Here is a 26,759-nt window from a genome sequence, read left to right as displayed (position 1 = left end):
TCACCACCATTGCTTTTACTCTTTACGCATTTTTTTGAAGCGTTCGCCATGCATCGTTGTATCAACCAATACCACCTTTTGCGGAACCTTAAACCCTTCCAATTTTCCTTTACAAAACTCACGCATTCTTTTGCGGAATTCACCAATGGTCTCTTCTGTCTTGAGTTTTACTCTCGCCTTTACCAAGTTACCAGTAATCGGATTCCTTTCAGCCGATATCGCTACATCTTCCACACCATCCATCAACTGTAACACACTTTCTACTTCAGCAGGGTAGACCTTCTCCCCTCCGACATTGATGATCTCAGACTTGCGTCCCAAGATTTTCATGTATTCACCATCGACTTCCACTACATCTCCTGTATGAAACCACCCATCAGCGGTAAATGGACTTGGAGCATTAAGATACCCCATCATGGCTGAATTTGCTTTTATTTCTAAAATATTATTAACGATTCGAGTTTCAAAGCCCTCACCACCAATTTTCACCCATAAGGAGTCCGATGATTTAGATTTGGACCGCATGATGCCAATTTCTGAAAGACCATAGGTTTGCAGCAAACGAACACTAGGGAATAATTGGTTAAATCGTGAAAGAGTACTCTCCGGCATAACTTCGGTCCCATAAGTAACTAGCGTTAAGCTACTAAGGTCAAAACGCTTGTAGGCTTCACTTAATAATAATAAATTAATAAAGGTTGGCGACGTAGGTAATGTTGCTACATGATACTTTTCAATAGAACGGCAAACCTCTTCTGGGGAGCGTTCGTTAACAGTAACTACACATCCTCCGTTGGATAATGTATATAACAGAGTATTTACGCCACCAATATGATCAAATAACAAAAAGCTAATGGTTCTCATCCCATGCCGGGGAACTTTAAATTTTTCCAGCAATGGTACAAAATCATGTAATGCCGCTTTACTTTTACCTGTAGAACCTGAAGAAAACAAGACAAGTCCTGGCCTCTTCTCCGTCTTCAGATGTAATAAAAATTCATGCTCAACCTTTGTTCCTGTGTGTTCTATTACAATTTCATCATTTATCGTAACCGTAATAACAAATTCAACTTCTGCTATTTCTCTAAACTCCGCCTTTTTATGCGCTACTGAATCCGTCAGGGGCACAATGATGCAGCCACACTCAATTAAAGCCAATAAAACGGCCACAGCGTTTGGAGAAAAATCAGCCTCTAATGCAACTACAGAATTAGGCTTTAAACGTTCTTGTAAAAACGCTAGTTTGGCTTGGGTTGAAGATAGGATCCATCCATAACTGAAGGACTGGTCTTGCCAAACAATTGCTTCCTTATCTTTATTCGCGGTAAATGCCTCTATTAAAAAATCAATATACACTTAAATGCCTCCCAAAAAGATCACTTGTCCTGTCACAAAATCACTTTCCTTTTTCAAGAAAAAATCAATGACATTACTAATATCGTGAAATTGCCCAAAACGCTTAATAGCTTGCCGATTCAGCAAGCTATCAATCTTATCTTTGGGCACAGACTTGATTAGGTCAGTTTGTACCGGTGTAGGTCCTATTGCATTCACCGTAATACCATACTCACCAAACTCCTTGGCCATGATTTGCGTTAATGTAATCACTGCAGCCTTCGACGCAGCATAAATTGCCTCTCCTTCCAGCTTCAAAGGAGTGGCAACGGTGGCAAAATTTATAATTCTACCATAGCGCTTTTTTTGCATTAATTTCGCTGATTCTCTGCAAAATAAGAAGGTACCAACTACATTCGTGCCCAATACCTGATGCACTGTTGTCAGTGGTGTAAGCATAGAATGATTCATTGATGCAATTCCAGCATTATTAATCAAGTGATCAAGGCGACCATACTGTTTGCGAATATCGGAAAACATAGCCTTTACAGCTACTTCATCTGTTACGTCGGCAATATAATGTTGATAATTCCCCTGGGCACCTTCGATTTTCCACTCAACAGCATTACGGCTGCAGCCGATAACATGATGACCAAGTGCAACATAATGCGCAACTAAAGCTTTACCGATTCCTTTACTGGTTCCAGTAATTAAAATAACAGGTTTGTCCATCACGCTTCCTCCTGACTAACCTTTACAATATAATCAGCTAATGTACCAATCGTACGAAAAGGACTATTTTTTTGTGACATCGCTCGTTCATCTGCCAAGCTAATAGCCAACCCTAATTCATCCTCTATCGCTTGCTCAACAGCAACAATCAAAGTGACAAGTCCTAAAGAATCCAGGACTCCCGTTAAACCATATAAGCCTGCATTTTCGCCGTTTTCTATAGCAACTTTATGATCTAGCTGCTCATTTAATTCACTTACCTCGTGAAGAATAATGCCAATGATTTTTTGTTCCATTTTAACAAACTCCCCCATTATGATCAACCCAGATACAAGCGGTAACGTCTTTTATACATTCGTAATTAGCTTCGAAATACCTTGAATCTTTATTCAATTACAATTCTCGTCTACTCATAGGCCCTAAAACTAAGGAAATTTATCAGTCCAAACAGTTCCAGTGTTAAGGCAACTATATACTGTAATTATTATCAGATAAAAAGTTACTCACTCAGTCCCATAGATTTGAATTCTTATATTAATTATAAATTTTAACGCCTTCATTCATAAATAGAAATTAATCTAATATGTATTTATTCCTTTTAATAATACATTTGTCTAATAATCGTTCCGTTAGCCTAATATTGTCAAAATTTCCGTTCGCAATACTTTCGAGATTTTTTTTTGCATCAAGATAATTAGGAATCAATTTTAAGCTTTTTTCTATAAGTACTTTACTTTTTATTTTATCTTTATAAAATAAATAATGTAATAATCCTAAATTATTTAGCAAAGTTGCTTCATTACAATTTAACATGTATGCAGAACAAAAATTTTTATAGCTTTCAGATAAGTTGCCTCTAATAAATTCACAAACACCAAGATAAAAATAAAGTTCAAAATCTTCTTTTTCCTCATAGCATTTCTCTTCTAATGCTTCAATTAACAAATGATAACAACAATTTTGATTTTTTCTAAATAATTCAAATATCGCAATTGTAGTAAGAGCTTGCTTTCTTGAATATCCCCGCAAAAGAAGCATATTCATTATCTCAGTGGAGTCATATCTTTTAAGTCCACTCGTCAGCTTTTTAGCTAACTGTGATTTATTATTTGAGCAATTATTATCATGTATTCTATACTTAATTAAAAAACTGTCAACAACAAAAATATCATAGCCTGATAATAAATACTCAATAGCAATTTGGTAATCTTCAATTTCTTCAAGCATATGTGCTTTCAATAAGATTTCATTATTTCTTTTTAAAGCCATAGTAGCACCTAAACAATAATTTCGTTTAAATTGTTCCATAGCTATTGTCCTATTATTAACGGCTTTTGAAATAATATAATCTTCATCTACTTTATTTGAAAACTTATCAATTATTGTTGCGTTTGAGACAACTATTCCAACATTAATGTTATCCTTAAAAACATTAAGACATTTATTAATCCTATCATTAAAAGAAATATCATCTGCTCCAGCCAAAAAAATATATTCACCACTACTATTTTCAATTCCTGTCTTTACTGCTCTAGGACACCCTTTATTCTCAATGTGTTGAAATAATTTTATTCTTTTATCAAGCTTCATAGATTCTTGAACAATCGTTACTGAAGAGTCTTTACTTGCATCATCTACTAAAATAATTTCAATATTTTTATATTTTTGAAATCGTATACTGTCAATAGCATCTTTTATATACTGCTCATTATTAAAAAAGGGAATAATAATAGAAACTAAACACATAATAAAAGTACCTCACTTAGTGGTTCATTAAAATAGATTTATTATCGACGACCAAACAATATGGACATTACAAAAGGCCTCGACTAACAACCTGCAGATTTTCACCCTAGGGACAACTAAAGAATCATGACAAATAATTGATTTTGTCGGTTACAGCAGCTAGGGGTATTCTAATCTTGTTGAGGCGATCAAATGTCAAATGATCATATAAAAAAGATACAATACAGAATTAAGAACAAGTAATATCTGTATTGTGTAGGATAAGAAAAAAACGTCGCCAGTATTCACCATTACTCCTGCAAATAACAGACTTATTACAAAGATAATATTCTTCTTGTATTAAATGTCTAGAATCCAATCTCATCCCATATCATATTTACATACTGCGAATTATTATATCCATATAATTTGCACAATCTAATATTATGCATATTGCAAGTTTGAATATTAGCTTTATAAATTTGTTCTTCAAAAGAATATGATGAAATTAAAATAGCTTGTACGCCTCTCTCAATAGCCTCATTAAGTGAAATAATTTCTATTCCTTCTATCTGTTTTCCCCAGTTCCCCCCATTACTATCGATTATACAACAGAGTTCGATGCCATTAATTAGATGAAAGAATTTAAGTAATTTTTCTGTATGTCCTCCAGATGCATACAAGGCAATTTTCCTATAACCAGATTTTAAAAATTCTCTTTGTATATGAGTCAACAAAATCTCCAACGAACAAATATTACCCTTTGCTTGATAAAAACATAAAGAAAAGATTTTAGAAAGCTCATTTACAAACTCAATTTTTGAATATTCACTATCAAAAGCGATCTCTTTTAAATTCACCGAACATTTATTAATATAATCTTTTAATTTTTCTACTACACTACTTAAAGAATGATTATTATTATTATATTCATAACATCTATCACCTAATGTAGCATTTTTATACAAAATATCGATTATTTCACTAAATGTATGTCCCTTAAAATCTACAAACTCATTTACATAATTCCCTAAAGAGTAATTTTCTCTTTCAAATAACCAAGTATATTTGTATTCACGAATATATGGAGTAAATGATGGATCTACCATTACAGATGGTATTTTTAACTGTGCACCTTCAAGACAAGAAGTTCCCGTTGCAAATAATACGTCAACATTTTCTAATAAATATTTATCAAGCTCTCGACCTATCATAGTTCCGAGTAGTACCAATCTCACTTTGATATTTGGTACTTTCTCCTTTAACATATACTCAGATTCACCCGTCCCAATAATATGAATATTAATCTTTTTATTTTCCATAATAGAATATTCATCTGCATCATCTATTATTTTTATCAATGCGTGTACTTTCTCTATACTAATTCTACCCAACCATGCTACATTTATTTCATCTTTCTGTATTTTTCTTCTAACACTATTATTATCAGATTTATTATGTATGGGAATAGGTAAATAGTTAGGTGAATCAAAGGGAAGGTCAAAAATCGATTTATTAACTGAAAAATTAGGTTCGTCCATAAATAAAAGCGAATGTAAGTTATGTAATCGACTTAATAAATTAGAAATACCTTTTTTACTTTCAGGATAAATACAACTAAGAACACCCGCAATCTGTTTTGAAGTTAAATGTTTAAAATAATTCCATAAGCGAAAGTTCCACACTAAATTATGAGGTTGTATACACCAAAACAAAACCTTCACCTTATCATTTGGTATAATTTCTTTTGTAACTTTCTTTAGAAAAGAGAGAGGTACTATCAAACAAGTTTCAAATTCAATGTTTATCATATTAACTTTTGTAATATTTCTTTCGTAAGGAATAAGTCTAACATCAGTATCTTTTAAAAGATTCGCCATGAATCCGTCTACATAATCAATAATACTAACATCATAACCTTGATCAGACAATTCTTTAGCCAATCTAGCAAATAAGAATTCTGTTCCAGCAACAACACAACTTGGATAAAAAAAAGTAATTGCATTTTTTTTATTCATACTCTCACCACTTTATAAATATTATCGAATTTCACATTTTAAAAATTATTTCATTTTTTCAACTATAAAGTCAATCTGTTCATTCGTCATATGTGGCCCTATAGGCAAACTTAGCACTTCATCCGCCAATTGTTCTGAAATATAAAAATCACCCTTTTTCCATCCATACTCGTCATATGCGCCTGATAAATGAGGTGGAATTGGATAATGAATCAAACTACCTATACCGTTATCAGATAATTTTTTTTGCAATTCTTTACGCTGCTTAGTACGAATAACAAATAAATGCCATACTGGATCTGCCCACTCCGGAACATATGGCAATATAATTCCATGATTATCAGCTAAGTCATTCAAATAACTTTTAGCGACTTGAACCCTACGACTGTTCCAAACATCTAGATATCTTAGTTTTACCCTAAGCAGGGCAGCTTGCATTTCATCAAGGCGAGAATTGTGTCCGACTACCTCATTATGATATTTTACCCTTGAGCCATAATTACGCAGCACCCTCACCTTATCAGCGATTTCATCATCATTTGTCGTAATTACCCCAGCATCGCCAAGTGCCCCTAAGTTTTTACCTGGGTACATACTAACCCCTGCTGCATCACCTAAGGCTCCAACTCTATTCCCGTAACACTTAGCACCATGAGCCTGAGCGACATCTTCCAACACTTTTAGGTTATATCTTTGTGCAAGGTCATTAATAGCAGGCATATTAGCTGGTTGTCCATATAAATGAACGGCAATAATAACCCTAGTATTCTTAGTAATTGCAATTTCAATCTTAGTAGGATCAATATTATAAGTGTGTTCATCAGGTTCGACAGGTACAACCTTGGCCCCAGTGTATGTAACGGCCAACCATGTGGCAATATAGGTATTCGCAGGAACGATAACTTCATCCCCTTTACCTATGCCCCATGCCTTTAACACTAAAAATAATGCATCTAAGCCATTGCCTACTCCTATACAATACTTCACACCACAATATTGAGCAAATTCCTGTTCAAAGGCTTCTACTTCTTTACCTAATACATACCATCCAGATTCCATCACCTTTTGATACGCCTCATCTAATTCTTCTTTTAATTCCAAATATGGTGTCTTCATATCCAAAAAAGGAATTTGCAATTATTTTTCCCCCTCTTTAACTGCCGTTACAAACGCACTATAGTCACGGTAGTAATCTGTTGCATTATAATAATCATCAGTTAAAGCCATACAAATTGAACCTGATGAAAAATTTTCTAACCCACGCCAAATCATACCAGGTATATACAATCCATAGAAGCTGCGGTTTAATGTAAATGTCTTTTTTGCATATCCATCATCGACAACCACATCAAAACTTCCTGACATAGCAATAAGTATTTGCTGCAATTTTATGTTAGCATGTTCTGCGCGAGTTTCTCCACCAGGAACATCATATAAATAAAATACACGTTTGATATCAAATGGAATTTGTCTTGAATTTTCGACAAATGTCAAATTACCTCTTGGATCTGAAACTTTTGGAAATTCTATTATATGGCAATCTTTTACACTCACGATATACCTCCTATATTTTCCTACCACCAAATTACTTTTTAGACTTATAAACTATTTGTTATATTAAGCATGTCCATCTACTATTTAACATCAGAGCCACTATGTTTAATACAAATATTAATTTCTGAAGAAAAATAGCCTAATTTACCAATCTATTTCATATAACTGAGATTATTTGCTTCATATCAATTTGATAAATTTCTTCAAAATAGTAATCGGCACATAAATGTTTTTTTTCTCGCAGTCCATTCGTTATAGCAATCACTTTTATCCCTAACTTTTCTGCTGTGATTGTATCTTCTTCTGTATCGCCAATAACAATAGCTGTATTAAATGATAAACCCTTCAATTCATTATATTTACCACCCTCTTGTTTTATATTTGAGCAGGATATAACATTATCAAGCAAATTATAAATACCAAAATGGTGGAGTTGCCACAATAAATTGTCATGGTTATTCCTCATAGTGACAAGTACAATACTTTTTGCAAAATCACGCCAATCTGATAGTGTATCGGATATATAAGGCTTTAATTCATCAAACTTCAAATATTCCTTTTTTTCAATATTATCGATCCATTGCTGAAGAAAGTTTTCATATGTATTCTGATATTGGGATTGATGTAATATTATATCCCGTTTTATTTTTGCCCTTTTCATATTCCAGTATTGATCTATGTCTATTGGGACTCCTCCATCCTTAAGAATTATATCTCTGTAACAATTGTAATGTCGTAATTTACCGTCTAATATAGGTCCATCAAGATCAAGAAAAATATAATCAATTTTGCGCACTCTATCCCCCACGATAATCATTTATTTTATTATGTTTGAATATCTTAAATGAGCCACTAAAAATCATTTGAGAACTTCCACATAACTAAACTCCCATAAGAATTTAACATCAGTTTTAAATTTTATTAGATTTGAAATACTCGTACTCTTCTTCTAATCCCACTCTTATAGAAATAGTCTCCATCCCTAAATATTTTATCATTTTAGCATTGTTAAATATAAAATCTTTTGTTTTTATATTTTCGTTTTTAATATGCGGAAGTATATTCTTTTTCGAAATATCTATAAGCATTTGTACTAGTTCTAAAATAGAAATCGATTGATTAGATACTAAATTAATCGGTCCCTTATATTCCTTTAATTCTACAGCTTTCATAATTAGGTTACAACAATCAACCACATTTAAAAAAGATCTTTTCTCACTACCATTAGAAATAATGACAGGATTATGATCCAAGAGAATTTCTTTTATCGACACTGGAATAATTTTATGATAAGCACCCTCACCTTTGCCATATATATGCCCAACCCGCAATATCTGTAGGACCACTTGATTTTCGATTGCCCACTGTTCAAGCATTTTTTCACAAAATAGCTTAGATTGACCATAAAGTGTACATGGTATCGTAGGAGTATCTTCAGTTATAGGTTCATTGCTATTCATGTAAACATCGAGAGTACTAATAAAAATCATTTTTTTAGGAATCGACGGAAGGTTGGCGCATAAATATTGTGTATTGATAATATTAGAAATACACTTGTCAACATTATTTGCCTGTTGTGAATTTTTAGGTGTAAAAGCTCCTAAATGTATAATAATATCTATATTTTCTATTTTTTTTTCAAGAAAATCCTCTTTTACAAATTGATAATTTTTGTGATCAATATATATATACGGTGAGTTTTCAGTTTCCCTATGGGACAAAATAATTATATTGTTTTCAGATTCTTTTTGTTTATGTGTAAGAACAGTTAACAAATTTGATCCGATAAAACCCGTGGTGCCAGTTAAAAGTATATTCATTTGTTATACCACCGTAATAGTTTCCTTTACTTCTTTTTCTGTAGTTAACAGTGGCTCTCTATCCATTCCTCTAATCCACATAAGTCCATCAGGTAAAGGATTGATCTTCTTTTCTAAGCTAGGAAACTCATTATATAAAACAATATCCTTGAAGATCTTAGGCATATTCAGACCAGCTTTAGTAAAAAAATAAACAGTAGTAAAGAATCTAGAAATATTAATTTCTGTAGGGTTGGGGAATCCGTTAAAATCATAGGTCATGTCTGCACCGTATATACCATGTGGTTTTGGATCAATTGCTAATATAGAATCCATCGCCACTTTAGTCACAACATTATCTGAATAGGTTTCCGCAACACCCGTAACACCAGTCACTCCCGATAAAGTTCTATTACCAAAATTCCATGACCTACGCCTTCTGGTCTGTGCTACTACGAGTTCACCATTGTACCATATAGACAACCAAGTAACAGAGTTAGGGGTCAAAAGCTCTGCCGCAGTAAATCCCCCCCAACCTTTAAACTTATTAATCCAAAGTTTAGCAAATTCATAATCATTGGTAGGTAATGCTCCTTTTCCGCCACCACCAACAGTTGCCCTTAACCATATTTCACCATCTTGATTAACTAATTTTGAAAATGCTTCCTTTAAATCTTTTTCATCTTTTATTAAAATAGTCTTTGGTACTTTTATTCCTGCTTTCTCCCACAAAAGATAGGATGCATCTTTATCAACACAATTTTCAATAACACCATGATTTGGCATAAAGATCTTAGTACCAGTAGCTTGTATTTCATCCCGAAATCTTGATGCTTCTCTAATTTCTAGATCATTTTGAAAGTGAATTAAATCTGGTTTTTCTTTATTAAGAATTTTAAGTAATACTTGCTTATAATTTTTTTCTTCTGCATAAGGTACATAATATTTTTTGAGCGCCCGAGATAACATTAAATCTGTTGCCTCGCTACCAATCCCTACGATCTCTTCTCTTTTATCGCATTCATATATTGATTTTATAACGTTTTCTGAGGGTGCACCACCAGCACCAGCTATTATAATTTTCGCCATCACGCAGTCTCCTCCAATTTTTAGTTAGCACATCAATATTTTAAGCATATTCGACACCAAAGCAACAATCGTTTTTTATTCTCCATACTCTTTTTGCCGAACTTCATCATTAATATAATACCATTCGGGATTTTTTGCTAATACATCCAATATATCGACAAAATCAAACTGTTTCTTAATAGGATACAATTCTTCAATAATCCGCTTTACTAATTCAAAATCTTCTAGCGTATCCACCGTCCATCGATGATGACTGTAATCCTCAGAAGGATTCATATATTTTACTTTGTATCGTTCTGGATGCTTATATAGAAACGGAGTGACATGTTCCCTTTCAGGTTTTTCAATTGCTTCGAAATAACTTTCCTCTAATGCTTTAAAAGTAAAGACCTCTGTATCTAGTCCTCGAGGATATTGGAACAATCGCAGATAGTCATAATTATTGTTAGGGTTGAAAAAGCAACTAATCGCCTTGTCACTTAGCATCGAATCAATAACAGGACAATCCGAAGTAACTCGTACTACTACATCAGCTTTATATTGCACAGCCGCCCCATGGTATCTAGAAAGTACATCATCCTCCGATCCACGAAAAAAAGGCAGGTCAAGTCGGTTGCAAAAATCAACAATCGGCTGATCTGTATCGTTGGTAGTAGTCGCGATCACAATTTCGTCTGCTAATTTCATCCGTCGAAGACGTTCTATTTGGTATTCCAATAGAGGCTTTCCTAAAACCGTTTTTAGCACTTTCCCAGGCAGACGCATGGATGTCATTCTTGCCTGTACGATAATTACTGTTTTCATACTAAAACCTCTTTAAGAGTTTTAATAACATAATCTTGATCTACTTCTGTCATCGCCGAATACATGGGAATGCTAATTGTGGTTTGGTAATAATACTCACTAACAGGAAAGTTTCCCCAATCAAAACCTAATTCACGGTAATAAGGCTGAGTATGTACAGGAATATAGTGCAAATTCACACCAATTCCAGCTTGACGTAGCTCTTCAAATACCTGTTTATGTTTTTTTGTTATTTTATCTTCTTCTAAGCAAATTACATATAAATGATATGCTGAATAGGTATCTGGATGCTGCCATGGCAATACAATGGGCAAACCTTGTAGTTCTTCATTATATTTTTCTGCTATCCCTTGCCGTCTAGTTACAAATTCATCTAACCGATCCATCTGACTAAGTCCTAACGCTGCCTGAATATCTGTCATGCGATAGTTATACCCTAAATCAAGCTGCTGATAATACCAAGGACCATGAGATTCTTCTGTCATCAGTTCTTGTTTCCGGGTAATTCCATGACTACGAAACCGAATTAATTTTTCGTAAAGTTCTATTTTATTAGTTAATACGATTCCACCTTCAGCAGTGGTAACAACTTTCACAGGGTGAAAACTGAACACGGTCATGTCAGAATATGCACCGCTACCTACTTTTTGACCTTTATAACGACCGCCAATGGCATGTGATGCATCCTCAATCACAGTAAAACCATATTCTTTAGCTAGTATAGAAATGCGATCCATTTCACAAGACTGCCCTGAGAAATGCACGGGAATAACTACTTTAGGTAGTTCATCTTGTTTTTTAGCCACAATTAATTTTTGTTCCAATTTTTCAATACTCATATTATAAGTGCGAAAGTCAATATCCACAAAATCCACAGTTGCTCCACAATAACGTCCACAATTGGCCGAAGCAACAAAGGTATTTGGTGATGTCCACAATAGATCATCTGGCCCAAGCCCTGCTGCCATGCAAGCGATATGCAAAGCAGAAGTAGCGCTGTTTACCGCAACCGCATACTTAGCACCACAATATTCTGCTATCTTTTGCTCAAACTGTTCAATAGTAGGTCCTTGCGTCAGCCAATCCGATTGCAATACTTCAATAACGGCTTCAATATCAGCCTGACTAATATCTTGTCTACCATAAGGAATGTATTTCATTTAGATCATCTCCTGCAACTCTTCTACAGATAGCATCTGAGGATTCGTACCAGAATTATATTCAAATCCTTGCTCCACATAATGTCCTTTTTCCCCTATAGCATTGGTTGTATAATCAACAGGAGTCACAAAGGTGATAGACGGACGAATAACATAATGATCTTTAAACTCTAAAGTCAAATGAGAATCATCAATGGGGCACATAATTTCATGCAGTTTTTCTCCTGGACGAATTCCAATCTCTTTAATTGGCAATTCTGGTCCAATAGCCCTAGCTAAATCTGAAATAAGACTTGAGGGGATTTTAGGTACGAAAATTTCTCCGCCATGCATTCGACGAAAGGATTGTAAGACAAATTCAACACCTTGCGGCAATGTGATCCAAAATCGAGTCATACGAAGATCCGTAACAGGCATTTCTGTTACACCTTCTGATACCAACTTGCGGAAAAACGGCACGACCGAACCGCGAGATCCTAGAACATTACCATAACGAACTACGGCAAAACGCGTATCATGTCCTCCGGCAATATTATTAGCTGCCACAAACAGTTTATCAGAAACTAATTTCGTTGCACCATAGAGGTTGATTGGATTCGCCGCTTTATCTGTCGACAAGGCAATTACCTTTTCTACTCCAGTCTCAAGAGCTGCTTTAATTACATTTTCCGCACCATTTATATTGGTTTTGACACATTCCATAGGGTTGTATTCGGCAGCTGGAACTTGTTTCAGTGCTGCCGCATGAATCACATAATCCACACCTCGCATTGCCTGTCTCAAACGTTCTGCATCTCTTACATCGCCTAGAAAATATCGCATGCACGGCGCATTAAATTCCTGCTGCATTTCATATTGCTTCAATTCATCACGAGAAAAAACGATTAATCGCTTAGGGCTATATCTTTCCAATATGGTTCTAATACAACACTTACCAAAGGATCCTGTACCACCGGTGATAAGTATGGATTTACTGTCAAACATGGAATTCATTTCAATCATACCTCTATTCCTTAGCACGTTTTCTGCCTTATTCAATGGATTTATTATTTTTCTATGTTACATAAATTCCCCTGATCTGGGAAAGAACTTTCTTCATATGCCTGCTGAATATTCATTTCCTTGCGATTGGCTAGCATTTTCTTACTAATATCCGTACTACGTTCTTTTATAATTTGCTGACTCTGACTTTCACTTACGGTAATTTGGTGTAACAAATTACTGACCTTTTCCTTAATATCCTGCTGGCAATTATTAATATCAAATTGTCCTTGTAACTCTATCATGCTGTTCATTATGATTTGTTTTTGCGCAGCTAATTCAGTAACCATATTATATTGTTCTTCTTCAATAGCACGCAATTGTTCAGCAGATAATCGCTGAAAATTGCTGCAATGTTTTATAAAAAGTAGTCCGATGTTCTCTTGGTGCATGTTAGTCCCCTCCATTAAGGTGAAACTGATTTGTTTTTTAAAATAACAGCGTCCCAAGCCCCTTTTAATGTAGAAAGCAACTCAACAACTTCTTCAATCTTAGTATTATCTTTGGCCATATTGGCTTCAACCAAGCGCTGGAGCATATACAGATACAAATTACGCAGGTTATTAGAAATTTCACCAGCACTCATATTTAAAGTGAAATTCAATTCCTTGATAATATCTTGGGCTTTAATTAGCATACGATGAGCACCATTTATATCTTTGCTAGTAATACAATGCTGTGCATTACGCAAGTTTTTTAGAGCCCCATCATAAAGCATAATAATTAATCTGCCTTGACTTGCTGTTTCTACCTGCATACGCTTATATTGAGCATAAGGATTATTTACCATTATCAATATCACTCCCAATTTTTTCCATGCATTGTTGAAGCAGGTCTTTTATTGCCTTCAATCCCTCAATAATCTTTTTATAATAAAGAGTGTAATCGGCGATTGCATTGCTATATTCATCATTTTCGGAACGCACTGCCTTATGTGTTCGAGTCATCACCTTGTGGACATCATTACGAACGAACCATTCAGCAACTTCACATATATACTGATCCTTCTCGAATTTTCCAGTTATCTTATTAACAGCTTTTAAATATTGCTGCATTTTTTTTGCTTGTCGGCTCTCACAAGCCCTTTCCAATTGACTGAGATATCTAATCGCTTTGTTCGCTTCGGCAATCATATTGTTTGTATCTTTTAGGCGCAATTTTATGGTTTCTAGTATAGGCTCCATATTCGGTATATTAAAGTCTACTTGTGCTTCTTTAATAATTTTCTCTACATCCACTGCATTCTGACAATGTTGATCAAGTACCTCTTGTAACGTCATTAACTTTGTGCCCTGAATAAAGGCTCCGCCTTCTGTGGCATTTATATATTCACGTTCGGGATACGTTTCAATCCAAATTTGAAAAAAGAGAAGAAACTGATGAAAGGAACGATCAGTAAGAATATATCCACCATCATTTGCCTTCACAGGAAAGAACTCTGAATTTTCGTCTAAGGAGTAAACTTGATTCTCATAGTTTGTGCCTGCTGCATGAGAATGCCCCTCTCTTGAATAAGCTAAATCCTGCCCCACTAAAATAATAGGGTTAGCCCCCATTTTATAAGCCGCCGCAAAGGCATTATTAGCAACAGATCCTCCACTTTCAAGTTTCCCCTTGCTTTCAATACCTTCTCCGAACCACTTCACGATCGGCATGTCTCCGGATACAAATATGGGTCCCTGATGATTTGCGACAATCATATGATTGGCTTGTATTTCGGATACCAAAGCCACCTTCTCTGTATTTAAGCCCTTAAAATGCAATTCATAATTTAAGTCCTGAGGGTCAATACTAAAAACAAAATCCGGTTCAATATCCCATTTTTTTAATGCCTTAAGAGCCGTACCAACTGCCAAAATAACCGCTTTGCCTTTCGCTGCTTTCAGCAGGTGAATGTTTTTATTTAAGGATGGACCTGCCGATACAATAATGGCCGGCACGCCAGCCAATCTCCCATACAAGGATGAGACCCCCGGATGAGTGCAATAATCCACCATATTCAACAAGGCATTCTTTGCAGCATCAGGCCCTATTTTAATCATTGTCACCAAGTTAAATAATTTCGCATCTACAGCATCCTTTATTAAGGGCACTAACTCATGATAAGTAGTGGGATACACCGTCTGATGACCTGATAATCCTGTCATCACAATATCATCATATTTGGTTTCATCATATAAAAGAAAGAAATTAGTTCTAATTTCGCCTGGCAAATTGCTTACGAGGACATGAACGCGCTCTGAGTCTATAATATGGTGTAAATCTCTAGCAGCCATCGCTGCACAAAATAGATCATAATCAGGCTCTATGATAAATAATAGATTTCTTTTATCTGTGGTTTCCAATAATGCTTCTACTAAATATCCTAAAGCAAATCCATAAATTACAATAATCTTTCCCGGATCTGAAGAAACACTATCTGCAATTTTCTGCGCTTCTTTGACAGGGTCAATAGAACTATGCAGAAAAATCCATTTCCCATTGGACGACATGACCCTTACCGTCGGTACTCCTGCACGACTTTCCTTAATCTCAATGCGCTCTTGTCTGCTGCTCCTATCAAAATCTATACTATTATAGCGTTCTTTATAGGCAGCCCAGTTTTTTGTTGCCCACTCATTCTTCGTTTCTTGTATCACAATCTATATTGCCCTTTCCTCATATCGTTCTTGCAGGATTACCAATAGTTCGTGAGAGATAGAGATAGCCGGTATCAGATCATATTCTATGATATCAGTCAGTAATGAATAATCTTCATTTTCTGCAGCTTCGAGTATACTAGCAAAGATCTGACATAGCTGTTCCAACAAGGAAGCTACAGATACGTCTTTATATAATACTTCCGAAAGATCGATAGTTAACAGCACTGCTGCAGATTTTACCAATTTTTGATAATAATTTAAACCTTCCATAATTTGCGTCAATGTTTCTAATGCCTGTGACCTATCAGCTTCATGAAACTCAATGGGCAATTGTTGACAGTTTTTTTCAAATTTACACAGGTATTCCTTCATGTCATCTAGCAAAGTACCTAACTCATTAAACTGTTTTTCACTAACTAGTTCCATTTTGCAGCCCCTTTTTCATTAAATAATATCCGCCGCCATTTCCTCTTCGCACCCCCACCTGTCTTATTTTCACCAATTGAGAAAGCTGGCTGCGAATATAGGATGGTGTTACTTTTAATATTTCACCGATCTCCTGAGAATTCATCGGCTTAGCATAAGACGTTCCATGTTGAGCCAGCAACTTGAGCACTTCTTCATGCAAATAATTACACATTCTTTCCTCCAAGTATCAGAACTAGACAGTAGTGAACATTACTTTCCTTTAAAATGGTCAACAGCATTTGTTGACCATTTTAAATTTTGCTTTTGTTAGCTCTTACTACTGTTCAAGCTAGCAAGCAGTGCCGTTATATAGCTCCCTTGAGATTGAAGACCTTGCAGTGTTGTCTGCATATTTTGATATTTCGTATACAAGGTGGCCTGCTCCTGTGACAATCGATATTTCAAGTCTGTTATGCGCTCATTATTATACTTTATGTTCTTTGCAAGATATCCGCTTGAGCCCATTTGAGCATCCAGCGTACCACCATATTGAGTATAACTATTCAACATCGAGTTCATTTGCACAAAAAGCCCTGCATTACCACCTGACTCAACGTCATAATCATAGGTCGCAGTTATTTCTCCCGTCGGGGGATCATTTTTCTTCCCTGTAGAATCATAACTGTCTGCAAAGGTAATTTTTCCAGTAGTACGATCAAAAAAATACTCATGTCTATCCCATGTAGATGAATCATCTTTATTATACACTGTAGCAGTCTCAACTAGCGTATACGTTGTACCACCAACTTTAACAACAGGATCACCGATGATATCAGTACCATATTTAAGGGCATAGGTCGTTGTAGTTCCATCTCCTGTACCAACCTTTTCCTCATCAACACTAACAGTTGTGTTCCCAAAAAGTGTTTCCACGGCCTTAGGATCAGCTGCTAATGCTGCACGAAGTTTGGTTTCATCCAAGTCCAAATGTCCACTTTGGACTTGCGCTAAGTCAAATACCCCTGCTTTCCCCGTAGTAATTCCGACCTGAGAAAGTTGCTGCATTGCAGATGACTGGGATGATAGCACCATCGAACTGTAATTTCTTAAGGATTGTTCAATGCCTCTTAGCGTTGAGTCGCCAAACAAATCCCCTACAGATGCATCTGTAGCTGCAGAATCAGATTTTTCGTTAATCTTATTGACAACTGCGTCCATAGCTGCATTGTATGCAGTAATAAAAACTTGTACCTTTGACACCATAGCATCAATATCATCCGATACTGTAACTGTAGCGGTCCCCTCTTTTACAAGCGTAAATGTATTTCCTTGGTAGGTTATTTTATTATCCTTTACAGTAGTAACTACTCCATTTACCCAAGCTTCAGCGTCCTTACCTGTATTTTGCTTACTTGCTTCCAAGCCGACTTGTGATAGAAAATTTGAACTATCTGTGGAACTGGTTCCCAGAATAATATTTTCATCCCCAGCTTCTTGGGACGTCAGAGATATTTGATGAGTGGTAGAATCATAGAAAGCTGATACACCAGCTGTTGTAGAAGCATTTATCTTTTTAATGATAGACTCAACTGTGTCAGTCGTCGGATCAACAGCAAAAAATGTCCCATTAATAGAAAAATACCCTGATGTTATGGCGCCGGCACCAGTAAAAACGTCATTTAATGAACGTTTAGCATCAGCATTCAGACCAGCAGTTACCCCTGCTTGTGTAATACCGGCTTTGTCAAAAAAACCAGTATTATCATCCCCTAGCGTAATCTTATTGTCTTCGCCAATGGTTTTCTGGGTAAGGGTAATTTTCCCGTCCGTCCCCACTGTAGCTTTTACACCAGCACCGGAAGCCGTAATTTTATTCGCAATGGTGTTAATTGTATCTGTCGAGGTTACACTAATACTTTTATCGTTGATCGTAAAACTGCCAGCCTTAATAATATTATCCACGGTTATCGCTTGATTCAAATTAGTAAACTCCGTAGATCCGGTTACCGTCGCCTTACTACCATCTGAAGTTGCTACAGCCGAGCTCGAATTGCTTGTTATGGTAGCCATATTACCAACCTTAATGGTATAACTACCATTCGTACCACCATTTGTCGCACTGCCTGTTACTATCTTTTCATCTGAAGAGGTAGCCTTCCGCCCAGAAAAAGTGCTGGCGTATGTCAAATCTTTTGCAGCATATTGCAAGGTTTTTAAAGCTGTTTTAATGGCCGTATAATCATTGATCTTGGCTTGCAAAACTGCATTCTTATTCTGAAGAAGTGTGATCGGTAAACTCTTGGCGGCAATTGTCGCACTTACCAAAGCATCGATATCAAGTCCGCCAACAGTACTGTTTAAATGAGTCGTTCCAAGAGCAGATGAAGTGGTTGTAGATAATGCAAGAGTTGTCGAGGAAGTAGAAGAAACAGAAGCCATTCTTTCACCTTCTTTTTAAATTTTCTTATCAATTATTTTTAATTCTTGTTCTACCATTTCCGCCATTTTAAGAATTTGTTGGGGAGGATAGGTGGAAATAACCTGATTGGTGATTTTATCCACCACTTGAACGATTACACGATTTGTATCTTTATACATTGCAAATCGAACATCATATTTTTTTTCTTCTTCTGCTTTTTTATTTAAAATGTCTACCGCTTTACTCAACTGGAAAGAATTCACTTCCGCTGCATTCTTTGCTTTATCCATTTCAACATTATCGGGCATATTATCTGTATTCTGCATCGTTCCAGATGAGCTAACCCTATCAATTTTCACAAGGCAACCCTTCCTTTGTTATTTAAAAACCGGCCGGCATATGCCGGCCGGTAGTATTTCACTTGTTCGTATAAAACTACTGTAATAATTTAAGAACTGATTGTGAGGATTGGTTAGCTTGTGCAAGCATTGCAGTACCGGATTGAATCAGTACTTGTTGTTTGCTGTAGTTAGCCATTTCTTTCGCCATATCAGTATCTTGAAGGTTGGAACGTGCAGCACTAAGATTTTCAGATGCCACTTCCAAGTTGTTTACAGTGTGCGTCAAACGATTTTGAACAGCACCTAAAGTAGCACGAGTACTGGAAACAGTACTTAGAGCTTTATCAATAGCAGTGATTGCACCAGATGCACCGCCTGCAGTGCTAAGATTAACGGTAGCAATTGTCAAAGCGGTTGTTCCCATGGAAGCAATCTTCACATTAATTGTTTGACCCGCATTAGCACCAATTTGGAAAGTAAGACCATTAGTAGCTTGAGAACCATTTAACAATTTCAAAGTATTAAACTCAGTAGTACCAGCGATACGATCTACTTCAGAAAGCAATTGTGATATTTCTTTTTGAGTTTGTTCACGGTCAACATCTTTATTCGTATCATTTCGAGACTGAATTGCCAAAGTACGTATACGTTGTAGAATAGCAGTAGTTTCATTTAACGCACCTTCAGCAGTTTGAATCAAAGAGATACTGTTTTGTGCATTGGAAGTAGCTTGGTCTAAACCATTAATTTGGGCAGTCATTTTTTCACTGATAGCTAAACCGGAAGCATCATCAGCTGCTCTATTGATTTTTTTACCTGAAGATAATTTTTCCAAAGAACTGTTCATGCTGTTTTGGCTAGCTTGAAGATTCCTCCAAGAATTTAAAGAAGCGATATTAGTATTTACAACACTCATTATAATTTCCTCCTTGAATTTAAATTGTGGCATCCTTGCCTACAATAATATGACCGCTGGCCAGCTGCGTCATTCAGTATCTTTGTACTGTCACTATATATATCGTAACCTTATCCTAGTATATTAAGGATAATTTTTGTCTATTTTTACTGTTTTTACATTAAACTTGTCGTTTTTTCTTCATATCTCTCATTTTATCAGCTTATATCGTCTAATTTCACTTTTTTTCATCTTTATTTGGCATTTTATTCAACAAGGACAACACATCAACATTTTGCACCGTCAGAGCAGCCTGGGTGTTGGAATCTCTTACAGCCTCATATAGTTCTTGTCGTAATATGGATACATCCCGGGGTGCTGTGATTCCCAAACGTACTTGATCTCCTTGTACATCAACAATCGTTACCAGAATATCGTCACCAATACGTAATGTCTCATTTTTTTTACGGGTTAAAATCAACATTTTTTTAACCCCCAACCAATTTTTCAGCCATCAACTTATATTGTGCTGTGTATTTTTTATTGGAAACTAACATTTGAAATCCGATACCAGTATGTTGGTTCAATACAATTGGTCCCATAAGATTTGCGGTGATTTTTTCAGGAGTCGATGCCACGTTTACAGTAACGAAAACTTCTAAGTTTGAGCGTTCTCCGATTTGGTCTGATTGTCCCTCTTCTAGTTGAAATTCATAATCTGGCAAAAACCAAAATGGATTGGTAATTACCAATCCAAAATGCTCATCTTCTAAACTTTGCAATAACCAGAATTGGGTTTGCTCAGGCAATGCTGAAAGTGTAAAATCACGATAATTTTCTAAGCCAATTAATCCTTTGGGAAAGTGTATTTTTCTATCCATAATTTACCCTCCGGTTTATGTTCTAATGTCAATTGATGGTTCACGTTCCATATAGATATCCACTTTGCCCCAAGTAAAGTTATTGGTGATCGTGCCTTCCTTTACGGTAGCATCAATACGTGCAGGAGTATAAGTTCCTTTTATAGTTCCTAACTTTGCAGAAATGTCAGGTCCTACTGACGGAGAAAGACCAATCACCACCTGTTTTTCAGGAGGTTTACTTGCCGCTGCAATAATTTCGCCAATAGATCCAGTATGAGGATCCTCCATTTGGTGCATTACAGATACCCGTTGTTCAATTCCCTGGACACAAGCTTGTTTCGCCTCTTCCGCTAGAGAATTCCCGAAGGAATACACCCCTTGCAACCCCATACTATCAAAAGCTGCTCGTGAATCAATGAAGATTTCAGGAGGTTCAATTGTTAAATCTAGATTGACAGGTGTCGTCTTCATTTGAATATCTGGTGCGGTGATTTTTAAATTTATATTCGGCTTGGTAATATTGAGTCCTAGTTGACCAGATACTTGATGGATCTGAATTTCGATTGGCTTCAAGATTGCATTGCCCTCCTTTATCTTATTTTACGATAAGTATACTCCTATTACAAATAATCAACCAAGGACTTCGGTAACACATTAGCCCCTACTGACAGTAGTGTATTGTAAGCATTCGTGGCTAATTGTGACTCAATGCTTGCCTTTGCAACATTAAATCCATCATTATTGGTAGCATCTTTCGCAATGGTAGTAGATTCTATTGCTAAACGCCCTTTTACCGTTTCATATGATTTTTGTCTTGCTCCTATTGTCGTTTGTCCAGAAATAATGTAATCCAAATCTTTAGCAATCGTTCCTAGGTCGCTGGATAAAGTAGCTGCCGTCACACCATTCGCGCCAGTTTGAATATCCAATAAATCCTGCTTAATTTTTAGTAAATTTTTAAATATTTCAGGCTGTCCAGTTGCATCGATTGCGCCAAATACTTCCGATCCATCCAAATTAATTTTATCCCGCGTTGTGCTAATATCCCCTGGAACAATTTGCATCGTTATCGTTCCTGCAGTAGCTACGCCACTTTGTCCATTGTAGGTGCCATGATACGTCACAACTCCGGTAGTCGCGTCTCGGGTAAAAGGCTGAACATTGTCACTTTGTCCACTAAAAACATAGCGATCTCCAATTTGTGCATTACCGGCTGTTACCAACTCGTTTATCATCTGATCCACGTTCTTTGCAATGGCTTCATAGGAGCTAGGCGGATTTGCAGAAACAGCACCGGTGAGGGCGGTCTTTATGTTTGTCATGCTCGTTACCATCGCTGCTAAATTAGTATCGCTGGTTTCCATCCAAGAAATTGCATCATTTGCATTTTGGGTAAATAATTCATTTGTGCTGGCAGCAGCCGTAAACTGAAGATTACGTGCCGCCCCTACCGGATTATCTGAGGGTCGATTAATATTCTTTTGTGCAGTCATTTTCTCTGTTATATCATTCATACGTGATAAGGTTGTCTGATAACCTGATAGGAATTGAGTACTCATCATATTATCTGTAACGCGCATTAACGTTCACTCCTTTGTCGATTACATTTTTTATCTTATATTAATGAGAGAATCCAGCATCGAATCCATGGTTGCCAGCATTTTTCCACATGCCGCATAGGCTTGTTGGAATTTGATCATATTTGACAATTCTTCGTCCATGCTGACTCCTGATACGGATTGGCGAGTAGTTGCCACAGAATCAAAAATAACAGTTTGATTGGTAGTCATATTTTTAGCTTGCTGCGTCTGTACGCCCGCTGAACTAACGATGGAACCATAGTAACTAGAAAGGCTATTTTTTCCTAATGATGCAGATGCTGTCGCAGGATCATCAACTAACCAGTTCTTCAATGCTGTTGCGGTGGTGCCATCAGCAGACCCTGCAGCGGAACTGCCTGCAGCAGCAATCAGATTATATCCATCCGTACCATAAAAATCCTCGTTAACCTTAAGTATACTAAGCCAGCTCGCAGGAGAAGTTTGCACTGTCGGGTCATTAGCTCCCCCTGTCGCATAATCATTAACCGTTGACGCCGTACCAAATGATTCTCCAAAGAAATTGTCTGCAGCGTTCAAATCTTTCGTTTTGCCTTGTTTATGCTGCGCATTGAAATCTTGCAATAGCGACTGAGCCATAGCATCTAAATCAGCTAAATAGCCATTAATGGTCGTATCTCTGAGGTTCGTTAAACTAGCAATGGAGCCATTCTTAAAGCTGACATTTACGGTGCCGTTCAGAGCTGTAACCTTCGTTGTATCATAACCATACGGAGTATTTCTTCCATGTTCAACAGTTAACTCTGTGGCATGATCTCCCTGCACTAGGGAAATTCCCCCAGCGATCATCACTGTATAAGAGCCATTTTTTTCTTCTGATACATTTACCTCTGTGAAAGCAGACAGTTCATCCACTAACTTATCTCTTTGGTCACGCAAATCATTTGCCGTGGCACCAGTAGCTTCTTGGCTAACAATCTGCTTATTTAAAGCAGCAATTTGCTTAGATACACTATTCACTTGGGTAATCTGTGTGTCAATACGACTTGAGGCATCATTTGCCTGAGATACCAGATTGTTACCGCTTGTCTTCATCGTCTCTACCAATGCACTAGCAGCTTCGCGAGCAGAAGTACGAGCACTCGGCTCACCAGCGTTACTAGCTAGTGTACCCAAGGCTGTGTGGAACAGCTCAATTGCATTTTGAATGCCGGTATTCTTCGTATCGTTAAAAACGTTTTCAACTTTTGCCAGAACCTCGCCCTGAGTTGACCAATAGTTTTTCGTTGCATTTTTCTGCCAGTATTGGGTATCCACCAGAAAATCCCGTGCTCTGGTAATGGATGCCGTAGTGACTCCAGTACCAGCCACGGACATTCCATTTGCTGTGTAAATTTGCTGCGGAGTAGTGGTAATCAAATTAACCGTTTGCCGCGAATATCCATCCGTTTTAGAGTTAGCTACATTATGTCCCGTTGTATTTTGGGAAAGCTGCTGCGCTGACATTCCCAGCGTCATTATATTTAAACCGCCAAAAGTAGATGCCATCCTCATTCTCCTATCTAAATAATTTTATTAAAAATACTATTATTACTCGCAAAGCTATTATTACCGCCATATTCCGGCACTGTACTTACTTTAAAAAGAACATTCCGTTTATGATTTTCCAATTTAAGCAAATTGTTCAATACTATGGAATTCGATTCCTGCACTACACTTATATCGTTTACCAGTTGGCGCAATTCTTGGGATAAAGCAATCCCTCGCTGCTTTCTCGGTTCTTCCAGTAAGGCAATTAACTGGCTGAAAGAGGTATGAGTATTATCAATCATACGTTGCAATGTGTTCCTGCGTTCTTCTAAGGTTGCAATGACAGCCGCTATTTTTTCTTCTTGTTGAGCAATGATCTGTAAATCAGTAAGGTTACCTGCTGCTAACACACGTTGTTTATCACCATTTGACACCTTCAAACTAGTATAAATCGCAATCAATTGTTCTAATATGTTTAATAATTCATCAACCAAATCATATTTTTCTTGCAACATCATAATCGTCAGCCTTTCTTTTTCACTATGCCTTACTGTCAAATAAAGACTTATTAGGGGGAACAAATGAAGCCTTTTCATTTGGATGATAGGTGGGACCAACAGAACTTTGGGCCAATAAATTAAGGCTATAGTTTACAATCAACAATCCTTGTTCAACAAGTTCCTTATTTACGTTATTCACCTCGGAAATTTTAAAAATGATAGTGGTAAGCTCTTGGTCAACATTTTTAAAATTCCCTATCTCATCTTGGTCAGCCATTTGAACCAGTTCTGACAAAGCGATCTTCGTATCTGTAATACCATATATAGCAGCAAGTTCTTGAATGATACTTTTACGTATTTTGTCAAGCCTCGTTACTTCAAAGCATAAATTTTCTTCCTGTTTCATAATCGTTTCTAATCCAGGTACATTACTTTGTACCAGCACTTCACGTTTTTGAAGGCTTAGTTCGAATATCGCTTGGTACACTATGAGCATTTTCTCAAGAACAGCAGTAAGCTTTTCCCATTTATCCTTCACTATATTCTCCTTTACAGCAGATCATCTACAAGTATGCGTCCAATCATTTTATCCGCAATATCCTTTGAGTCCACCTGATACGTACCCGCTTGAATTTTTTTCGACAACTCTTGTACCCTCTCTGGTCTTACGTCAGATATAGTAATCGCACGCTGCAGTACCTGACCAAATTCTTGTACTCCTGATGATAATATCACCTGATCTTTTCCTTTAGCAGGTTGCGCTTTCTCGGTCTTCGTATTTTTCCCCGCATTATTTTGCTCGCCATATACTTTTAGCACACTTTGAATTTGTTTGTTTGAAATAATCATCCTATTCGCACCTCACAATCTACACAAAAAAATCCTTCACTAATAGTATCGACAAAAATGGCCGGGACATTAATCCCTGCCATAATTTTTTTTTATTTTTTTGTTGTTATTTCTTAGGATTGTCCTTCGTATACATCCGTAAACCAGTACGCTGGCTGTCATAATTGTCTTTATCATGCCACACTTCTTTGACTTGTTTTGTAAAGCTGCTGCCGCATTTTGCACAGATACGACCTTCATAAATAGGAACTCCACACATATCGCAAGGATAGCTGATCATACTGATACCATCCACCAACAATCTACCACTTTTTATCATACGCAATATAATTTTTTCCTTAACGCCCGTCGCCTTATGAATTGTTTCAACCGATGCTTTGCCATATTCACGCAAATATTCACCAATCTGATGCTCATATACTTCTTCTTGAGCATAACATTCCGGACATAGACCACTGGGATTTTCCACATACAATTTACCACACTCTGGACAATTTTTAATACCCATTATAGTCCTCCTATTTACAAAGCAATTTAATCAGAAAATTACGATTCCATTATAACAATAATTTCGAACTAATTCTATCAAATCTTAACTGCTTTGATTAATTTTATAGTTTTTTAAATTTATCAGCAGGATTTTGTTGTTTTTTAGTCAAACATAGAATATAATTTGTATACTTTTAAAATGAAAGGCAGTTTGCCGTGGTTATGTTAACGCTTATGCAAGGTCCCGAATTTTATTCTGGCGATGACACCTTCGATAGCGTCATCGCCAGTCTATTGCAGCTCATTCAACTCAAAAATGCAAATTTATATTTACACAGCCAGCAGGTAGCAAATTACGCCGTCAGCGTTGCTGCCAAAATGCGTCTTCCCCGAGAGGAAATTGAGCGCATACGCCTGGCAGCTTTGCTGCATGATATTGGTCATCTTACCGTTCCCAATGCAGTCTTAGCAAAAGTTCCCTATCTCTCCACCCGTGAGATGACGGTGTTTAAGAACCATTGTAATGCAGGCAGCGCCATGCTGGAGAATATTTCCCAATGTCAGGAGCACATTCCCTACATTCGCTATCATCACGAACGTTGGGATGGAAAAGGGTATCCAAAACGGCTAAAGGGAGTCAATATTCCTCTGGGAGCTCGTATCATTTCCGTAGTCAATTACTACGATCGCTTTATCAACCCCTGTACAGAGCATTGGAAGAAAACTAAAGAAGAGGCCGTCCGGGAACTGCAGAATATGTCAGGCACGGCTTTTGATCCTGAGATTGTGAAGGCGTTTATTGAATCGTTGGGATGAAACTGTTGGGATGGGGACGAACACACCCCGTCGCTTCGCGCCACCCCTCTCTAGAGGGGATTTTTTATTCCCCTCTTAATTAAGAAAAATACTCTCAAACGAAGTTGGGCCATCCTTTGCTTTGCTCCCCCTTCTTGAGATGATTGCTTAATTCCCCTCTCGAGAGGGGTGCCCGCAGGTGGGGTGTGTCG

The 26,759-nt window shown here is 36.8% G+C and carries 31 protein-coding genes; 1 reads left to right on the top strand and 30 read right to left on the bottom strand.

Annotated elements, in window-relative coordinates:
• Positions 1 to 15 precede the first annotated feature (15 nt).
• The 30 genes from JBW_RS03710 to JBW_RS03565 all read right to left on the bottom strand — a co-directional run bounded on the left by JBW_RS03710 (position 16) and on the right by JBW_RS03565 (position 25,771).
• The gene (locus JBW_RS03710; RefSeq protein WP_007959197.1) at positions 16 to 1,356 is read right to left on the bottom strand and encodes an ANL family adenylate-forming protein; all 1,341 of its coding nucleotides are present in this window, start codon (positions 1,354 to 1,356) and stop codon (positions 16 to 18) included.
• Positions 1,357 to 2,067 (bottom strand): SDR family NAD(P)-dependent oxidoreductase, encoded by a 711-nt coding sequence (locus tag JBW_RS03705; protein WP_007959195.1) that lies wholly within the window; start codon positions 2,065 to 2,067, stop codon positions 1,357 to 1,359.
• Positions 2,067 to 2,363: a hypothetical protein gene (locus JBW_RS03700; RefSeq protein WP_007959193.1), complete on the bottom strand. Its 297-nt coding sequence runs from the start codon at positions 2,361 to 2,363 to the stop codon at positions 2,067 to 2,069. The genes JBW_RS03705 and JBW_RS03700 overlap by 1 nt, the downstream gene beginning before the upstream one ends.
• A 277-nt stretch (positions 2,364 to 2,640) precedes the next feature.
• The gene (locus JBW_RS23715; protein ID WP_007959191.1) at positions 2,641 to 3,813 is read right to left on the bottom strand and encodes a glycosyltransferase; all 1,173 of its coding nucleotides are present in this window, start codon (positions 3,811 to 3,813) and stop codon (positions 2,641 to 2,643) included.
• Between the two features lie 347 nt (positions 3,814 to 4,160).
• A complete protein-coding gene (locus JBW_RS03690) occupies positions 4,161 to 5,810 on the bottom strand; it encodes a hypothetical protein (protein WP_007959190.1) in 1,650 nt (549 codons plus the stop codon).
• A gap of 45 nt (positions 5,811 to 5,855) precedes the next feature.
• On the bottom strand, positions 5,856 to 6,947 hold the full coding sequence (locus tag JBW_RS03685) for a DegT/DnrJ/EryC1/StrS family aminotransferase (protein WP_007959189.1): 1,092 nt from the start codon (positions 6,945 to 6,947) through the stop codon (positions 5,856 to 5,858).
• Positions 6,948 to 7,364: a sugar 3,4-ketoisomerase gene (locus JBW_RS03680; RefSeq protein ID WP_007959188.1), complete on the bottom strand. Its 417-nt coding sequence runs from the start codon at positions 7,362 to 7,364 to the stop codon at positions 6,948 to 6,950.
• Between the two features lie 157 nt (positions 7,365 to 7,521).
• Positions 7,522 to 8,160 (bottom strand): HAD family hydrolase, encoded by a 639-nt coding sequence (locus JBW_RS03675; protein ID WP_007959187.1) that lies wholly within the window; start codon positions 8,158 to 8,160, stop codon positions 7,522 to 7,524.
• A gap of 115 nt (positions 8,161 to 8,275) precedes the next feature.
• Positions 8,276 to 9,184, bottom strand: coding sequence for an NAD-dependent epimerase/dehydratase family protein (locus JBW_RS03670; protein WP_007959186.1), 909 nt, complete (start codon positions 9,182 to 9,184; stop codon positions 8,276 to 8,278).
• A gap of 3 nt (positions 9,185 to 9,187) precedes the next feature.
• On the bottom strand, positions 9,188 to 10,252 hold the full coding sequence (locus tag JBW_RS03665) for a hypothetical protein (protein WP_007959185.1): 1,065 nt from the start codon (positions 10,250 to 10,252) through the stop codon (positions 9,188 to 9,190).
• 75 nt (positions 10,253 to 10,327) lie between these two features.
• Entirely contained in the window at positions 10,328 to 11,056 is a 729-nt protein-coding gene (locus tag JBW_RS03660) for a cytidylyltransferase domain-containing protein (RefSeq protein ID WP_007959184.1), read from the bottom strand.
• A complete protein-coding gene (pseC, locus tag JBW_RS03655) occupies positions 11,053 to 12,216 on the bottom strand; it encodes a UDP-4-amino-4,6-dideoxy-N-acetyl-beta-L-altrosamine transaminase (protein ID WP_007959182.1) in 1,164 nt (387 codons plus the stop codon). The genes JBW_RS03660 and pseC overlap by 4 nt, the downstream gene beginning before the upstream one ends.
• Positions 12,217 to 13,200, bottom strand: coding sequence for a UDP-N-acetylglucosamine 4,6-dehydratase (inverting) (gene pseB / locus JBW_RS03650; protein WP_036681647.1), 984 nt, complete (start codon positions 13,198 to 13,200; stop codon positions 12,217 to 12,219).
• A gap of 62 nt (positions 13,201 to 13,262) precedes the next feature.
• Positions 13,263 to 13,649 (bottom strand): hypothetical protein, encoded by a 387-nt coding sequence (locus tag JBW_RS03645; RefSeq protein WP_007959179.1) that lies wholly within the window; start codon positions 13,647 to 13,649, stop codon positions 13,263 to 13,265.
• Between the two features lie 14 nt (positions 13,650 to 13,663).
• Entirely contained in the window at positions 13,664 to 14,047 is a 384-nt protein-coding gene (fliS, locus tag JBW_RS03640) for a flagellar export chaperone FliS (RefSeq protein WP_007959178.1), read from the bottom strand.
• Positions 14,037 to 15,896, bottom strand: coding sequence for a motility associated factor glycosyltransferase family protein (locus JBW_RS03635; protein WP_007959177.1), 1,860 nt, complete (start codon positions 15,894 to 15,896; stop codon positions 14,037 to 14,039). Before JBW_RS03635 ends, fliS begins: the two co-directional genes overlap by 11 nt.
• A gap of 3 nt (positions 15,897 to 15,899) precedes the next feature.
• The gene (locus JBW_RS03630; protein WP_007959176.1) at positions 15,900 to 16,325 is read right to left on the bottom strand and encodes a hypothetical protein; all 426 of its coding nucleotides are present in this window, start codon (positions 16,323 to 16,325) and stop codon (positions 15,900 to 15,902) included.
• Positions 16,312 to 16,539 carry an Rrf2 family transcriptional regulator gene (locus tag JBW_RS03625; RefSeq protein WP_007959175.1) on the bottom strand — a complete coding sequence of 76 codons (228 nt, stop codon included), beginning with the start codon at positions 16,537 to 16,539 and terminating at the stop codon, positions 16,312 to 16,314. The genes JBW_RS03630 and JBW_RS03625 overlap by 14 nt, the downstream gene beginning before the upstream one ends.
• 95 nt (positions 16,540 to 16,634) lie before the next feature.
• On the bottom strand, positions 16,635 to 18,746 hold the full coding sequence (gene fliD, locus JBW_RS03620; RefSeq protein WP_007959173.1) for a flagellar filament capping protein FliD: 2,112 nt from the start codon (positions 18,744 to 18,746) through the stop codon (positions 16,635 to 16,637).
• Positions 18,747 to 18,761: 15 nt separating this feature from the next.
• Entirely contained in the window at positions 18,762 to 19,085 is a 324-nt protein-coding gene (locus JBW_RS03615) for a flagellar protein FlaG (protein ID WP_007959171.1), read from the bottom strand.
• Positions 19,086 to 19,161: 76 nt separating this feature from the next.
• Positions 19,162 to 19,983: a flagellin gene (locus JBW_RS03610; protein ID WP_007959168.1), complete on the bottom strand. Its 822-nt coding sequence runs from the start codon at positions 19,981 to 19,983 to the stop codon at positions 19,162 to 19,164.
• A gap of 217 nt (positions 19,984 to 20,200) precedes the next feature.
• Positions 20,201 to 20,446 (bottom strand): carbon storage regulator CsrA, encoded by a 246-nt coding sequence (gene csrA / locus JBW_RS03605; protein WP_007959166.1) that lies wholly within the window; start codon positions 20,444 to 20,446, stop codon positions 20,201 to 20,203.
• A gap of 4 nt (positions 20,447 to 20,450) precedes the next feature.
• Positions 20,451 to 20,843 (bottom strand): flagellar assembly protein FliW, encoded by a 393-nt coding sequence (gene fliW / locus JBW_RS03600; RefSeq protein ID WP_007959164.1) that lies wholly within the window; start codon positions 20,841 to 20,843, stop codon positions 20,451 to 20,453.
• A 15-nt stretch (positions 20,844 to 20,858) separates the two neighbouring features.
• Entirely contained in the window at positions 20,859 to 21,398 is a 540-nt protein-coding gene (locus JBW_RS03595) for a DUF6470 family protein (protein ID WP_007959163.1), read from the bottom strand.
• Between the two features lie 47 nt (positions 21,399 to 21,445).
• Entirely contained in the window at positions 21,446 to 22,405 is a 960-nt protein-coding gene (locus JBW_RS03590; RefSeq protein WP_007959161.1) for a flagellin, read from the bottom strand.
• 30 nt (positions 22,406 to 22,435) lie between these two features.
• Positions 22,436 to 23,932, bottom strand: a complete 1,497-nt coding sequence (gene flgK, locus JBW_RS03585) for a flagellar hook-associated protein FlgK (RefSeq protein WP_007959159.1) — start codon at positions 23,930 to 23,932, stop codon at positions 22,436 to 22,438.
• Between the two features lie 14 nt (positions 23,933 to 23,946).
• A complete protein-coding gene (gene flgN / locus JBW_RS03580; protein ID WP_235334130.1) occupies positions 23,947 to 24,471 on the bottom strand; it encodes a flagellar export chaperone FlgN in 525 nt (174 codons plus the stop codon).
• Positions 24,455 to 24,952 (bottom strand): flagellar protein FlgN, encoded by a 498-nt coding sequence (locus tag JBW_RS03575; RefSeq protein WP_007959156.1) that lies wholly within the window; start codon positions 24,950 to 24,952, stop codon positions 24,455 to 24,457. Before JBW_RS03575 ends, flgN begins: the two co-directional genes overlap by 17 nt.
• A gap of 11 nt (positions 24,953 to 24,963) precedes the next feature.
• Positions 24,964 to 25,263, bottom strand: a complete 300-nt coding sequence (gene flgM, locus JBW_RS03570) for a flagellar biosynthesis anti-sigma factor FlgM (RefSeq protein WP_007959154.1) — start codon at positions 25,261 to 25,263, stop codon at positions 24,964 to 24,966.
• 106 nt (positions 25,264 to 25,369) lie between these two features.
• On the bottom strand, positions 25,370 to 25,771 hold the full coding sequence (locus tag JBW_RS03565; RefSeq protein ID WP_007959148.1) for an Sjogren's syndrome/scleroderma autoantigen 1 family protein: 402 nt from the start codon (positions 25,769 to 25,771) through the stop codon (positions 25,370 to 25,372).
• 275 nt (positions 25,772 to 26,046) lie between these two features.
• Here JBW_RS03565 and JBW_RS03560 point away from each other — a divergent pair, with 275 nt between their 5' ends.
• Positions 26,047 to 26,568: an HD domain-containing phosphohydrolase gene (locus JBW_RS03560; RefSeq protein WP_235334129.1), complete on the top strand. Its 522-nt coding sequence runs from the start codon at positions 26,047 to 26,049 to the stop codon at positions 26,566 to 26,568.
• Positions 26,569 to 26,759: the final 191 nt, after the last annotated feature.

Origin of the sequence: Pelosinus fermentans JBW45 (assembly GCF_000271665.2) — a bacterium.
Lineage (GTDB): Bacteria > Bacillota > Negativicutes > DSM-13327 > DSM-13327 > Pelosinus > Pelosinus baikalensis.
This window is presented reverse-complemented; position numbering and strand designations above follow the sequence as displayed.